At 43.5% G+C, this 14,424-nt stretch carries 11 protein-coding genes; 3 read left to right on the top strand and 8 right to left on the bottom strand.

Features of this window, described 5'->3' with window-relative positions:
- Positions 1-228: 228 nt before the first annotated feature.
- Complete coding sequence (locus PUQ00_RS14165) at positions 229-1,833, bottom strand: NAD(P)H-quinone oxidoreductase subunit N (RefSeq protein WP_300417418.1); 1,605 nt, start codon at positions 1,831-1,833, stop codon at positions 229-231.
- Positions 1,834-1,944: 111 nt separating this feature from the next.
- On the opposite strand from PUQ00_RS14165, the gene PUQ00_RS14160 reads away from it, so the two are divergent.
- Positions 1,945-2,154: a hypothetical protein gene (locus PUQ00_RS14160; protein ID WP_300417415.1), complete on the top strand. Its 210-nt coding sequence runs from the start codon at positions 1,945-1,947 to the stop codon at positions 2,152-2,154.
- Between the two features lie 137 nt (positions 2,155-2,291).
- Here the strand turns inward: PUQ00_RS14160 and PUQ00_RS14155 are convergent, their stop codons facing one another.
- The 7 genes from PUQ00_RS14155 to prfC form a co-directional block, all read right to left on the bottom strand.
- Positions 2,292-3,356, bottom strand: coding sequence for a WD40 repeat domain-containing protein (locus PUQ00_RS14155; protein ID WP_300417412.1), 1,065 nt, complete (start codon positions 3,354-3,356; stop codon positions 2,292-2,294).
- 83 nt (positions 3,357-3,439) lie between these two features.
- Positions 3,440-4,411, bottom strand: coding sequence for a GTP-binding protein (locus tag PUQ00_RS14150; RefSeq protein WP_300417409.1), 972 nt, complete (start codon positions 4,409-4,411; stop codon positions 3,440-3,442).
- A gap of 473 nt (positions 4,412-4,884) precedes the next feature.
- Positions 4,885-5,799 (bottom strand): alpha/beta hydrolase, encoded by a 915-nt coding sequence (locus PUQ00_RS14145; RefSeq protein WP_300417406.1) that lies wholly within the window; start codon positions 5,797-5,799, stop codon positions 4,885-4,887.
- Positions 5,800-5,899: 100 nt separating this feature from the next.
- Positions 5,900-6,340: a SufE family protein gene (locus tag PUQ00_RS14140; RefSeq protein ID WP_300417403.1), complete on the bottom strand. Its 441-nt coding sequence runs from the start codon at positions 6,338-6,340 to the stop codon at positions 5,900-5,902.
- A 569-nt stretch (positions 6,341-6,909) separates the two neighbouring features.
- The gene (locus PUQ00_RS14135; protein ID WP_300417399.1) at positions 6,910-7,416 is read right to left on the bottom strand and encodes an RNA-binding protein; all 507 of its coding nucleotides are present in this window, start codon (positions 7,414-7,416) and stop codon (positions 6,910-6,912) included.
- Positions 7,417-8,180: 764 nt separating this feature from the next.
- A complete protein-coding gene (locus PUQ00_RS14130; protein WP_300417396.1) occupies positions 8,181-10,460 on the bottom strand; it encodes a M48 family metalloprotease in 2,280 nt (759 codons plus the stop codon).
- Between the two features lie 204 nt (positions 10,461-10,664).
- A complete protein-coding gene (gene prfC / locus PUQ00_RS14125; protein WP_300417393.1) occupies positions 10,665-12,293 on the bottom strand; it encodes a peptide chain release factor 3 in 1,629 nt (542 codons plus the stop codon).
- Positions 12,294-12,417: 124 nt separating this feature from the next.
- Between prfC and PUQ00_RS14120 the strand changes: the two genes are divergently transcribed.
- Both PUQ00_RS14120 and hemB read left to right on the top strand, forming a co-directional pair.
- Positions 12,418-12,777: a DUF4870 domain-containing protein gene (locus PUQ00_RS14120; protein ID WP_300417391.1), complete on the top strand. Its 360-nt coding sequence runs from the start codon at positions 12,418-12,420 to the stop codon at positions 12,775-12,777.
- A 348-nt stretch (positions 12,778-13,125) separates the two neighbouring features.
- On the top strand, positions 13,126-14,106 hold the full coding sequence (gene hemB, locus PUQ00_RS14115) for a porphobilinogen synthase (protein WP_300417389.1): 981 nt from the start codon (positions 13,126-13,128) through the stop codon (positions 14,104-14,106).
- Positions 14,107-14,424: the final 318 nt, after the last annotated feature.

Raw genomic sequence — 14,424 nt, 5'->3', positions numbered from 1 at the left:
ATTACTAAGCTGTTACACATTTAACTTGCATAATTAGGGCGGGCAAGATGCCCACCCCACAAGAGTTATATAAATTTTAGATATGTAAACTAGATGTGGTTTAGCTTAATTGAGTGCTTTTGCCAAAAATAAAGATAACGATTATCTATAATTATATAATAAACGCCTGTTTGCTTATTAGCAAACAGGCGTGTCTTTGAGTACAAAGTTTGGTTGAGATTCGGGTTATTAAATCTTCGCAGTAGAATCAACTGAAGGTTGAGACTGACTAACCGAATCTAACTTTGGCAAAAGCAGGAGATTTTGTGCTTTTACACTATTGTTGATTGTTGCTTGCAAAATTGGTGTATGGGAGATGGAATTGTTAGCCAATGTAAACAGTGGATTTGACAAAATCCCTGCGATGGAAGTGGCAATTAATGTTACCACCAATCCGACTTGCAAAGGTCTCAGCCCAGGCAAATCCCAACGCACTTGTGGATAATTCTTCACCGCGTCGGACATTTCATGGGGTTCTTTAACTACCATCATCTTAACTACGCGAATGTAGTAGTAGATGGAGACGACGCTGGTAACTAAGCCCAGCAAGACTAACCAATAAAGTCCTGCTTGCCAACCAGCCCAGAATAAGTAAATCTTGCCGAAAAACCCCGCGAATGGTGGAATACCACCCAAGGAAAGTAGGGAGATACTCAACCCCAGTGTTAGGAGTGGGTCTTTTTGATATAAGCCAGAGTATTCGGAAATCTGGTCGGTTCCCGTCCGCAGTGAGAAAAGAATGATGCAGGTAAAACCGCACAGGTTCATGAATAGGTAAACCAGTAGGTAAAATATCATACTGGCATACCCTGCTTGTGTACTAGCAATCAAGCCAATCATCACAAAGCCAGCTTGGGCAATGGATGAATAAGCTAGCATCCGTTTCATGCTGGTTTGCGCTAGGGCGACTACGTTACCCAAGATCATGCTGAGAACGGCCAGAGCAGTGAAGACAAACCTCCACTCGTCAGCAACAAGGGGGAAGGCTGTTGTCAGCAAGCGGATAGCTAGGGCAAACCCAGCCGCTTTGGAACCGACTGATAAAAAGGCGATTACTGGGGTGGGAGCGCCTTCGTAAACGTCTGGTGTCCACTGGTGGAAGGGTGCAGCGGAGATTTTGAAGCCAATACCGGCGATCGCAAAAACCAGGGCAATCACTAAACCTAAAGATTGACCGACTTTAGCTGTGGCAATGCCATTAGCGATCGCACTTAGTTCAGTTTGTCCTCCAGATAATCCATACAGCAGTGATACACCGTACAAAAATATTGCCGTGCTGGAAGCTCCAATTAACAAGTATTTCAGCGCCGCTTCATTGGAGCGGGGGTCACGCTTGGTATAACCTGTCAATAAATAAGAGGAGATACTCAGGGTTTCTAGGGAGATGAAAATCATCACCAACTCACTAGCCCCGGATAAAAACATCCCTCCTAAAGTAGCACTCAGCAAAATGGCGATGAATTCGGCTAAAGCGGTGCCGCTCTGCTCAACATAGCGAATTGACATCAGTATAGTGACAACCGCAGACAAGGCAATAATCCCGCGAAAGATGATACTTAGGTCATCACCGTTAAAGCTGCCGGTAAAACCGATGGGATTAGGAGCATCCCATTGAAAATATAGGGCGACAATCGAAGCAAATAAACCTGCGATCGCTAGATATCCAATCCAGCGTGCGGATGTACGCCCCAAAATCAAATCAACAATCAAAACCCCCAAGAGGGTGAGAATAACAATCCCCTCTGGTAAAATCGTTCCAGCGTTTAGCTGGGATGCAATATTAGCAAAATCCATGAGATGTATAGGTTTTGGCGATTAGACATTAAGGCTAACTCTGTTCACTCTAGCAAGTTTTCTAATTAAGATACTAGCTCTTTTAACAAGAGCTTAAGAGCTTGGATATAGATGGCGATTGCATTAACTTCACTAGCTTACCAGCAGCTTTCTCAGTATCTAGGGATTCACTTAACAGCTTTCCTACCTCGTTTTTTAAGCGTGACCCTTAGCGAATATCATGATGATACCGCAGCTAGTGCGATCGCTAAGAAGCCAGGGCGAATTGAATTTGCGGCTACACAAACTCTCGTCCGCCTCCGCGGACTAAGGAAAAATTGAGAGTTTGAAACCCACGCAGGTGGGTAAAGCCTCGTGTAGACGAGCCAGCGCTGTGCGTATTTTCCCCCCGTTGTTCGCGTAGCGTCTCCCTTTGGGAGAGGCCACTGGCGTGCGGTTTCTAACCGCCCTTTTAACTTTTATGTAACGCGCCCGAATCCTTGACCCCGCAAAACTTTTGACCAAACAACTAATTCGCCCTGCTCACCACCTGCGGCCAGGAACTTGCCTTGGGGATGCCAAGCTAGGGTAGAAAAACCTCCTGAAACACCTGTGATAATTTGGGATACTTCCTTGGCTTGGTTCCACAAACATAACCAGCCGTCAGCAGCAGCAGAAGCGAGAAGGAAGCTTTTGGGTGCAAAGGCGATCGCATTGATCACATCCACATGATTAGTTAAGACTCGTGCTTCCCAACCTAAGGAATCATCCTCTAGCTTTTCCCAGACCACAATACCTTCAACGCTAGAAGATGCCAGTATTGGCGCACCCACTTTCGTGGTAGCTTCTGACCATGCCAATTGGCGAATTTTACCAGGGAAGCCACGCATCACCCAAGGGTCGGGGTTGTTCCATTCTAAAACGGTGACACTACGATCCATATTGCCAGAAGCCAGGAATTTGCCATCGGGCGACCAAGCCATAGCTAAACTGACAGTAGTCATATCTAAGATGTATGGGTCTTCATCCCAGTTTTGACTATGCCAAATCTTGACTCCTTTATAACCACTAATGGCTAAGTACTGTCCGTCAATGCGCCAATCTATACCCAATACTGATGAGTTGTCGAAATTCAGCGTCACGACAATTTCATGAGTATCTGCATCCCAGACTTGGACGTAACGCCCTAAACTAAAAGCCAGTTGGTTACTAGTGTAATTCCAAGCTAGCTTGTCAACCCATGCGGGGGCATTTTCCAACGTGGCGATTAATTCAGTATTCTGCCAAATTTTCACCTGTCCATCTTGTCCGCCAACGGCTAAAAATTTCCCATCTGGCGAAAAGGCCAGACAGTCTACTGATTTACCGTTACCAGTTTGCAAAGTTGTGAGTTCGCCATCATTCCACAAAACTACTTCCCCGGCGGCGGAAGTTGCTGCTAAAGTTTTACCTTGTGGCGACCAAGCGATCGCAGTTACATAATCTGAAAGTGTCCCCGAATAGTGTTGTTCAAATTCCTTAGATTTGCTGCTTGTGGAGTTCATATCTTTGAATGGGGAATGGGGAATGGGGAATGAGGAATGGGGAATAGAGAATGGGAATTGGTAAATACTCCCCACTCCCTAAATTAAGCTAGACAGGCGAGAAAATCTTGCTTGAGTTGGGCTGCATTAAGGTTACGACCGATGAAGACTAGTTCGTTTTTGGGAGTTTCACTTGGTTTCCAGGGGCGATCGGGTTTGCCATCAAATATCATATGCACTCCTTGAAACACAAATCGATTATTTTCTCCAGCAATATTTAAAATGCCTTTCATCCGAAAGATATCTGGGCCTTGGGTACGCAGTAATTCGGAAATCCAAGCGTTTAATTTTTCTCCATCGACTGCACCTGCTTCTACTAAAGCCACAGAAAAAACAGTTTCATCGTGTACATGAGCATCTTCGCCTAAGAAATTTGGATCAATTTCTAATGCACGGTCTAAATCAAAGGCTTTTACACCTAATAAAGCATCCATTCCTAGTTCAGAATTTTCGGTACGGTAGATTTTGGCGATCGCATTCATCGCCCGAATCCGTTTTTCTAATTCATCCAACTCTTCTGGCGCTACCAAATCTGTTTTATTAAGTAAAATTACATCCGCAAAGGCAATCTGTTCTTGGGCTTCGTCTGCATCCCAGTGCTGCGAGATATGCTTGGCATCTACGACTGTCACCACAGCATCTAGAGAAAGTTGGCTTTGCAAATCTTCATCAACAAAAAATGTCTGAATTACTGGTGCAGGATCGGCTAATCCAGTCGTTTCAATTACTAAATGGTCAAATTTATCGCGCCGTTTCATCAAATTGCCAATAATCCGAATTAAATCGCCGCGCACTGTACAACAGATACAGCCATTGTTCATTTCAAATATTTCTTCATCTGCATCGATAATCAATTGATTATCAATACCCACTTCCCCAAATTCATTGACAATTACAGCAACTTTTTTGCCGTGTTCGTAGGTGAGGATGTGATTTAGTAGAGTCGTTTTACCTGCTCCCAAATAGCCTGTAAGAACAGTAACGGGAACTGAATTGTTGATTACGTCAGCCACCATACTCTAAATTCCTCTTGTCATATAGATAATCATTATCACATATCATAAATCTTTTTATATTTTTGTGCGAACTTGCTGTTATTTTGGATCTCAGCAAAATCATCACATAATTTAATCACCAAACATTTTATTGTTATGCATCTGTAATAAGTAATAAATATTTACAAGTTGGCGTAGCCTGATAGGAATATTGCGTATAAGCTGACCCAGCCTGCGGTCAATACGGTTGGGTTAAGGCTAGCACTATTTGTCAAAGTCATTTTTTTAACGAACCGCAGAGGAGCAGAGAGCGGAGAGAGAAAAAAAGTGCGAGTAACCGCATTTCCTTCTCTCTTGTCTCTCTGTGTCCTCTGCGCCTCTCGGTTTAAAGGAATTTATTGACCAATATTTTTACCTACTTTAAAAGGGCTAGTTCTATCATCTTAATTTCGCACCAAGGTGGAAAATGATTCTTTGCGTCTTGGGGTGAGAATTTAATTTTCTGAAAATAACAAAAAATTTTCAACTGCTTCTAAAACAACTGCTGGGTATTCTTCATGCAGTCCCAGAGAACCAGGAACGACAACGCTTCTCACTCCTGGTAAAGCTACTAACGCGTTCATTTCTTCTCGTGATTTTGGGGGGCTAGATTCCCCAATTACTACCATGAGCGGTACGGTTAAAGATTGCACGAGTTCCAGAAAATCAGATTGTTTGTGTACAGCATCAAGATTACCAGTTACAAAGGCAGCAGATGCAAATCGCGCTCCTGGTTGTTGAGTAATGTGCCATTTCTTCTCAATGAAACTGGGTGTAATTTTAGCCGCGTCAGTAAAGACATGACGGCGGTACATAAAACTTAAGAAAGATTGGGTAGTGTTGAGTTTGTAAAGAGCTTGACCAAGTATAGGCGATCGCACCAATTCTCTCACAATGCCAGCTATTTGCTGACTTGCCCCCATTGTCGGCAAAGGGCCACGCCAAGTAGGAGCTAACAACACAATTCGTGATAAAACAGCAGGTTGTTTCCCAGCTAATTGTAAAACGTAACTAGCAGCATGGCCAGCCGCCACCACAGTAATTGGAGTATTAAAAATAGCTTTGACAAAATCTTCCAGAAATTGCTGATATATTTGGGGTCGATAATTCAAACTAGGGCGAGAAGATTGTCCAAATCCAGGCCAGTCTAAGGCTACAACTTGAAAATGGGGAGCTAGTAACTTGGCAAGTTCGCCCATTTCTAAACGCGTCGAAACAGTGCTGAAAGCTGGTAGTAGCAATAGCGGTGAACCTTTACCAAGGGTTTCATAAACAACGCGCAATTGCTGATTTTCCCAATTCCAGAGATATTCTTGAACTACTCCACCAAAGCCAATAGCAGCCGAGGTAGATAATAAATTTGTTGGCATGAGACTAAATTTATTATTAAGAGTGAGGAGTTAGGAGTTAAGAGTTAGGACTTAGGAATTCAAAACTCTTAACTCTTGATATTTATTTGCAGTTATCTATTTAGCTAGGCAAATCTAACTTACATTCCAATGCTTTTTTTTGCATGGTTTTAAAAATGTTATAAAATCCATTAGCACGGGAAGGTGTCAGACTAACATTTAAACCTGTTGCTTGAATAAAATCTGGAGTAAGTTGGACAATTTCAGTTGGCGTTAGTCCATCCAATCCTTCAACCAAAAGCCCCACTAATCCTTTAGTTAACTGGGAATCGGAATCGCCCTGAAACACAACCTTACCATCATCCAAGGCTGCGGTGATATAAACTTGAGACACGCAACCAGGAACTTTATTTTCGGGTAATTTTTCAGATTCTGGGAACTCATTGAGCTTCTGAGCATACCAGATTAGCTGTTCGTAGCGTCGCTTCGGTTCGGAAGCGCGTTGAAAGCGCTGGACAATTTTAGCGAGCGCAGGTGGCAAAGAATCTAGAGTTGAGGACATAACAGAAGCTGCAAATGATCGGTATCACCTTGAGTGTAGATTATCTTTCGAGCGATTGCGCCGACCGTTCACCTTCGCATATGGAGCTAGCTATAACAACCATATCTTGACTATATCTTATCAAATCTAGATAATTACTGTGTAGGCGCAGCCCGCCGTAGGCATCGCATTCACATCGGTCAGGTTTTTTAATCCGCCTAATCATAAAAACTTAATTTTTTTATAAGCAGGCTTTAACAGCAACTCTATAGAAGTTACTGTTGTATCAGTATAGACTTATTGCTATTACGTAAGTATGGAGAATGAGTGAAATTTATGTGTCGTTTGATTTGACTATGCGATACTACGGTGGTTACTGAGCCTGTCGTACCACTTCCCTACGGGACGCTACGCGAACTCGAAGCAAGCTACGCGCAGTGTCTCGTAGAGAAGTGCAGGTTGCGCCTACGCACTTAAAAAATTAGCTGCAAGTAAATTTTCACTAAGCAGCTAGATAATAATCAACAATTAAAAATTAAAAATCAAAAAAAAATTCTGATTTTTAATTTTTAATTTCTCTCCTTTAGGGATTAATTCGTAGTTTGTGTAGCTAACATCTGCTTCAGCTTTTCTAATTCCGAAGCCCAGCGAGGATCAGGACGAATAGCGTCTGAATCGGTAGTCGTAGGGCTGCTTTCACGAGAACCACCGCCACCACTGCTACCACGACGAGGCTTCTTAGAGCTTTTCTCACGACGGCTACCTTCTCTGTTAGGGCTAGGAATAGGGGTACTACTAGCAAGAGTAACTGGTTTAGGAGCTTGCTCCTCACCCTCATCACCCTTTGTACGAGGTAATGCCTTCTCTAGCTTAATGGGAGTGTCTTTGAACATCTGACCATTATATTTTTCAATGATTTCGTCAGCTTGTTCGTCATTGTTGACTGTAAGAAAACCAAAACCACGGCATTTGCCAGTTTTGCGGTCTTTAATTAATTTAGTAGTTACAGCATCACCTTCTGCTGCAAAAACTGCTTGCAGATCTTGACGATCTATTTCATCTTTAGGCAAATTACCTATATATAGGCGAACGGACATGAACTATACCTCCAGAGTTGAATGAATATGGCAAGGCGAGAAAACAATCATTTAGCTTTGGCTTTTAAATAGATGCTATTGACCAAGACTGCCATTAACCAATTTTTTTGCTCGAAACTATCAACCTATACAACAATACAGTTTTTCGTCGGGATCAAGCTTGTTTAATCCAAAGGCTCACACTATTGTGAGCTAATAACACCTTAATTCTAAGAATTGTAAATTTAATAGCCTAGTGCCTGCTAAAGTACACGCTTTCTTCCATGCCCTTTTTCGCAGAATCAAATACCATTCTTTACATTACCACGGTATTTTCTACGTAGCTAGTTTAGCGCATACATTTCCGACATTAGTATGAAGGCATCGTAACATAAAACACATTTTTTTATGCAAGGGAGCATATTTTGAAACAAAAACCAGCCAGTGGCTGGTTAATTTGCTGCTGTGTTGGGAGGAGAAAAGGTATGGAGATGGGGAAAAAGCATCCGAATTGACAACTAAGCTGTGATGCTGAGTTACGTCGGCTGCTGTTGTTTGTGTAAACAAATGTAACATTTATAAAGAAAACCTGCAACTTTTATTTACATTCCAATTTGTCCTTTGTCCTTAGTACAGCTTTGCGTAAAATCGTGGCAAATTGAGGGTTGAAATTTTAACGCAAAGGGGCGCAGAGGGAAGCGCAGAGGCACACAGAGAATTCGCTATGAATTAATGAAATGTTGTACTTAGTCCTTTGCTAATGCCCAATGCCCAATGCCTAATAACTAACCAGTCAGAAAAACGTATGCGCCCCAAGCCTGTGCTGCAACTGCTAAAAAAATAGACCAAATGGGATGAGGGCTATGAATGGTTTTACCACTTTGAGTTTCTAGGGTTTGGATATCGATCCAAGGTGTTGCTCCTCGGCGGAACCAACCTGTGACGATAATTTGCCGACCGATCAGATCCTGGTGATTGACTGACTGTCCTAGCCAAGAAATGTGATGTAATTTCACCAAACCCGCACTCGATTGTAAGATTAAATCTTGCGCTAGGGAGTTGCTAGTGCCTTGACGACCTAATAATTTACCCACAATACGCACGCTGATGCTGTCAATTGGTAAGGCAGAAGGATCAGATAACAGGGTGGGTAGGTAGTCGTCAGTTTGTACTGTGGCAGGTTTTATATCGGGGAAGAAAGGATTAATCCGCATCACTGTACCGATGCTAAAGCCAATCAGAAGGCAGCCTGTAATGAAAGACCAATCTTCATATATCCACTTTAGATTTAAAAACTTGAGTGCGAATGCTAGTTGCCACGTTAGCCAGACCAAAGCTGCAAATAGAATCCCTAGAGGAATTCCCAGCCAGGGAGCGATTTGTAATAAGAAAGACTGACGCTTAACCTTTGATGGTTCGCTTGCAAAATGCAGCTCGGTGTCTAGATGCCAGTGACGGGCTATTTGGCAGAGGCGTTCGATGCGATCGCCTATTAAAGGATGGCTATTATTAATCGTAAACCATCGGCGATAGGGATTGACAGTATCCCACTTCAAAAAGGATTCAAAAGATAAATTACTCGCAATAGTACCCAAAGAAAGGCTTTGTTCGTGGCTGACTGGTGTCAGGAGATTTAAGCTTTCCAGTTGCCAACTGGTGTGTTCTTGTTTTTGAATATCAGCTGCAATGCCGATAGCAATTTTAAGTAAGGCACGAATCAGCGCATTGGGATTACCAGTAATTTCGGATGCGACGCGATCGCTATAATAAAGCCGCAACCGCGACAACCACAATCCAGTCCCAGTCAGCAAACACCAAACTCCATAAATTAGACTAGCCAGAATTGTCACCGGCGATCGCCAAATTTTCCCTGATATTTTGTCTCCCAACTCCGATACTTGCTGATATAGCTGATGAATTGGTAGTGTCACCAGCAGCAACAAAGACATCACAGCAAAATCCCAGTGAGCAATATGCCCTAGCTGTGTAGCGTAGATAATGGCGATTTCATCATCTGCTAGTTGTTCTAATAGCCCTCGACTCACAACAATCCTGGCATTACGTGGTAAACTACCATAGGTCAGGATAATTGGTGCACCCATTGGCAAAATCCGCAGTTTGGGTAACGGCCAGTGCCGTTGTTGACAGCAACGTTGTAACACCCGGACGGCTTCGCGGCTATGAGTATTCAATACATCTTTGGGAAATTCTTGCTGACCATACAACTTTGCTAGTAGTAGATCCAGCAACCAAGGTGATACTCCGATCAAAATCACCAAGACTATTAGCAATAATTTAGTCGGGTCGCGGTATAAAAGCTGCAACGGCTCTAAATAGGGTAGTTTGACTAAAGTCTGGTTGATAAATCCCATTGCTAATTTCAGGATTTCCCGCATCACCCAAAACAGGGCGATGAATGTTCCTGCTGACAGTAGCCGCAAAGGAATTAATTTCGGTTTACGTAGGGGTTGCCATGCTCTGGCGCGTTGTGCCTGCCGCCAATAAATAACGCCGAATAATTTGGCTTGGGTGCGGGTAACAGAACCCATGAAGCCGCTTAGGGGCGTAGCAGCAGGTGGTAGTGGTGTCGCTACTGTCGCTTTGAGTCTAACTAGTGGCACCATCGCCGAGGTGTCGTCGCTCTTGGTTTCTATTACTTGATCATTTGGCTTTTCCTCGAATGTCGGAGTTTCCGGGGTTGAATCTGGGGTTGAATCTGGGGTTGAATCTGGGATTGAATTATCAAAGGCAACAAATCCAGTTTCGACATTTTTTGATTCTTGATCAGGTTTTTTACGTTTTGTCAGGTGTTCGAGAGCGCGTGTTGCCCACTCTTGAACTTGCGGATTGTTACTCTCAATGAGATTCTGGGAAATAGCGATCGCTTTGGGAACTTCGCCACTGCGAGCATAAGCCATCACTAAACCAACCTGGGCTTGTAAGCTAACAGTCGCATTGCTTTGGCTGCTAGCAATCGGTTCTAGTTGAGCGATCGCTGTTTGGTAATTTCCCTGCTTGAGGGCAACTAAACCAGCCTCCAAAGACGATTTGGCATGTGAAGGCATACAAATTCTGGCACTCCAATCTCTTCTAGGTGATCCACGTTTGTGCAAAAGCGCGAACCTCGGATGCCGTGGAAATCAACCGTGCTCAAGTTTTGCTTGTCAAGTGAATGATCAAGATTAAATAAAGCCGTCAGTCGTCAGAATTCAGTTGGGTCTTCTGTAGGACTAATTCTGAATTCTGGATTCTGAATTCTGTATTCTTCTTCATTCCTCCACTGGTTGTTGACTAGAAAATACTGGAGCAATCGCGCTTAATTTTAACTCTGGATGGTCGCCCAATAACTGTTGACAATTCCATTCATTGCGGAATAGCAACACTGGTCGTCCCATGCTGTCTTTAACTGTAGTGGTATTGAATATTCGTCCCACCTGTTCTAATGCTTCCCAACCACCCTCAACCCAACGGGCGACACTGTAGGGCAATACCTCTAGTAGGGTTTCTACACCATACTCATTTTGTAAGCGAAACTGTACTACTTCGAATTGCAACTGACCCACCGCCGCCAAAATTGGATCGCGCTTGGCTTCATCAGTTGAATACATAATTTGCACAGCACCTTCTTCTCGCAATTCCGCAACGCCTTTTTGGAATTGTTTAGACTTCGAGGGGTTGGGATTCCTGAGAGTCGCAAACAGTTCCGGCGAGAAATACGGAATCCCCTCATATTCGAGCTTTTGTCCCGTGTAAATTGTATCCCCGATCGCAAAAACACCGGGATTGTTCAAACCGATCACATCGCCAGGATAAGCCACATCAATCGATTCCCGCTCTTGGGCAAAGAGTTTTTGCGGGCGAGACAGACGAATGAGTTTACCGATGCGGGCGTGATTCACCATCATATCTTTTTCAAACTTACCAGTGCAGACCCGGATAAATGCGACGCGATCGCGGTGTTTTGGGTCCATGTTCGCTTGCAGTTTGAAAACAAACCCCGAAAACTCCGGGTATGTAGGGGCAACTTCGCCAACACTGCTGTAGTGAGAACCGGGTTTGAGGGCATAGTCAAGGAAGTATTTGAGGAATAACTCTACACCAAAGTTAGTCATGGCGCTACCAAAGAACACAGGTGTCATTTTGCCTTGGTGTACCAACTGCAAATCTAGCTCTGGCCCAACTCCTTCTAAGAGTTCTAAATCATTTTTCAGTTGGTAATAGAGTTCTTGTTCTAGCTGCTCTTCTATTTTCGGATCACCTAATTCCACTATGGTATCACGGGCTTCTCGGCTACCGTGGGCGCTGCGTTCAAACAAGTGAATTTGTTGCTTGTGCCGATCAAAAACACCTTTAAAGCGATCGCCCATACCAATTGGCCAGTTTACCGCATAGGTTTGCAATCCCAGTTCTTGCTCAATTTCATCCAATAGTTCTAGAGGTTCCCTTCCTGGGCGATCGAGCTTGTTGACAAATGTAAAGATCGGGATACCCCGCAACTTACACACTTCAAACAATTTGCGGGTTTGGGGTTCCAAACCTTTTGCCGCATCAATCAGCATCACGGCATTATCGGCGGCGGCGAGAGTTCGATAAGTATCTTCACTGAAATCTTGGTGTCCGGGGGTGTCTAATAAATTTATTTGACAGTTCCGGTATTCAAATTGCAACACTGTGGAGGTAATAGAAATACCCCGTTGTTGTTCCATCGCCATCCAGTCAGAGGTAGCCTTACGCTGTGCCCGTCGCGCCTTAACCGCCCCAGCTTCGTGAATTGCACCTCCGTACAGGAGTAGTTTTTCTGTTAGTGTCGTTTTACCCGCATCGGGGTGAGATATAATCGCAAAGTTGCGGCGAAGTTCAACCGCTTGAAGAAGTTCAGACTCAAGTTCAGTAGACATAAGTGTATTTGTTTGTTAGCTAACTTAATTTTTTTTGACTCTAGCAAGTCTTTTAATCTTAAGACAACGATGCTCGTGATAGGGTCGTAATATAATCAACAATCTGACTAAATAGGAGGAAGGAATGTACGACACAGACAAGCGAAAGCTTCTATCTGCCTTGTCGCATGGAGCCATTTTTTTTAGCACAACGTTGGTATCTATAGGTATACCTATTGCCATCCTGCTCGTATCTGATGATCCTGTTGTTAAAGAAAACGCCAGAGAATCGATCAATTTCCACTTTAATGTCTGGCTTTATGGAGGAATTCTGGCAGCACTATTTTTTCTATTCGGTTGGTTGGTGCTACCACTATTATTGTTGGGCCCACTAGCTGGACTGGGATATCTATTGCACTGGGGATTAACGATTTGGGCGCTGATCGGAGTTTTTAACAATCCTGATATACCCTTCCGTTATCCCTATATTTTCCGAGTTTTTTAGTCCAAATTTATGAGGATTGAGCATTGGCATTGTCAGTTATTTGTTATTAAGCTGTTGAGCCTTGAGTTTGTACACAATCAATTGCCAGGATTTTGTCAACAGACGGTCTTACCATTTTGAATTTTGAATGAGTGAATTTTGAATTGCTTTCTATGTTGTTTTTTTTCCAGTCCGTCGGATAGGTGCAACCAAGCTGTAGAATACAAAATTGCCCCACAACTTGATTAAGAGTAGGGCAAAGGACAGTTAAGCACTGTTTGTAGTCTGTCCGACGGCAGGAAAATTTTAGCCTGCTTTTGTGACGCTTTGTATTGTGTCTATTTGCGTTGTTTTTCTTCATAAAATTTTATGTTTCCTATACATCGCCCCCGTCGTCTGCGTACCCATCCCCAACTGCGCCGGATGATTCGTGAAACTGTTTTGACAACAAGCGATTTAATCTACCCATTATTTGCCGTACCAGGTGAGGGAATCGCTAATGAGGTGAAATCGATGCCCGGAGTCTACCAACTTTCGGTAGATAAAATTGTCGAAGAAGCAAAAGAAGTTTACGACTTAGGAATTCCTTCGATTATTTTATTTGGGATTCCGGCGGATAAAGATGTGGATGCCACTGGCGCTTGGCATGATTGCGGTATTGTCCAAAAAGCTGCGACTGCGGTAAAAGCAGCAGTACCAGATTTGATTGTAATTGCTGATACTTGTTTGTGTGAGTACACCAGTCACGGTCATTGTGGTTATCTACAAGTTGGTGATTTGACGGGACGAGTTTTAAATGACCCAACACTGGAATTGCTGAAGAAAACAGCAGTTTCTCAAGCAAAAGCTGGTGCTGATATCATCGCGCCTTCGGGAATGATGGATGGCTTTGTGCAGGCAATTCGCATGGGTTTGGATGAAGCAGGATTCCAAGATACGCCGATTTTGTCTTATGCTGCTAAGTATGCTTCCGGTTATTATGGGCCATTTCGGGATGCAGCAGACTCGACACCGCAATTTGGCGACAGAAGAACTTACCAAATGGATCCAGGTAACGCCAAGGAAGCAATTAAAGAAGTTGAACTGGATATTGCTGAAGGTGCTGATATGCTCATGGTTAAGCCAGCTTTGGCATACATGGACATTATCTGGCGTGTGAAGGAAGCTAGTAACTTACCAGTTGCAGCTTACAATGTTTCTGGTGAGTATGCGATGGTGAAAGCTGCGGCTCTCAATGGTTGGATTGATGAGGAGCGCGTGGTTTTGGAAACTTTAACTGGGTTTAAACGGGCTGGTGCAGACTTGATTTTGACCTACCATGCCAAAGATGCGGCGCGATGGTTAAAGTAGGCTAGGCTTATTAAATAATAATTTAGTGGGAAATCTCACGCAGACAGAAGTCTAAGCGCCGACTTCCGGCGCTCAGAACTTCGGTGGGTGCAAAGACGCAAAGTTGTGTTTTGGTGTTTGGGCGTGAGATTCTTTGTATTTTGGCTATTGCGATGCTTGCGGTTTTTGCTAGCCTACGCAAGTTCAGTATAAAGCTAAAAAGACTTTTTCGGTTTAAGTAACTTCAAATAAAACACGAGGTAATCCTGACTGACGAATAATATCCCTCTTCTGTCACTTTCCGGAATAAGCAAGTAGTAAATAAGCTAAATCATCCAG

The organism is Nostoc sp. S13, from assembly GCF_029379315.1.
In the GTDB taxonomy this organism is placed as follows: Bacteria; Cyanobacteriota; Cyanobacteriia; order Cyanobacteriales; family Nostocaceae; genus Nostoc.
This window is presented reverse-complemented; position numbering and strand designations above follow the sequence as displayed.

What these genes read in the sequence shown, in the direction of transcription:
- PUQ00_RS14160 (WP_300417415.1), top strand. Translation starts at nt 1,945, where the DNA reads ATGGCGATTGCATTAACTTCACTAGCTTACCAGCAGCTTTCTCAGTAT.
- PUQ00_RS14155 (WP_300417412.1), bottom strand. Translation starts at nt 3,356, where the DNA reads ATGAACTCCACAAGCAGCAAATCTAAGGAATTTGAACAACACTATTCG.
- PUQ00_RS14165 (WP_300417418.1), bottom strand. Translation starts at nt 1,833, where the DNA reads ATGGATTTTGCTAATATTGCATCCCAGCTAAACGCTGGAACGATTTTA.
- prfC (WP_300417393.1), bottom strand. Translation starts at nt 12,293, where the DNA reads ATGTCTACTGAACTTGAGTCTGAACTTCTTCAAGCGGTTGAACTTCGC.
- hemB (WP_300417389.1), top strand. Translation starts at nt 13,126, where the DNA reads ATGTTTCCTATACATCGCCCCCGTCGTCTGCGTACCCATCCCCAACTG.
- PUQ00_RS14150 (WP_300417409.1), bottom strand. Translation starts at nt 4,411, where the DNA reads ATGGTGGCTGACGTAATCAACAATTCAGTTCCCGTTACTGTTCTTACA.
- PUQ00_RS14120 (WP_300417391.1), top strand. Translation starts at nt 12,418, where the DNA reads ATGTACGACACAGACAAGCGAAAGCTTCTATCTGCCTTGTCGCATGGA.
- PUQ00_RS14130 (WP_300417396.1), bottom strand. Translation starts at nt 10,460, where the DNA reads ATGCCTTCACATGCCAAATCGTCTTTGGAGGCTGGTTTAGTTGCCCTC.
- PUQ00_RS14145 (WP_300417406.1), bottom strand. Translation starts at nt 5,799, where the DNA reads ATGCCAACAAATTTATTATCTACCTCGGCTGCTATTGGCTTTGGTGGA.
- PUQ00_RS14135 (WP_300417399.1), bottom strand. Translation starts at nt 7,416, where the DNA reads ATGTCCGTTCGCCTATATATAGGTAATTTGCCTAAAGATGAAATAGAT.
- PUQ00_RS14140 (WP_300417403.1), bottom strand. Translation starts at nt 6,340, where the DNA reads ATGTCCTCAACTCTAGATTCTTTGCCACCTGCGCTCGCTAAAATTGTC.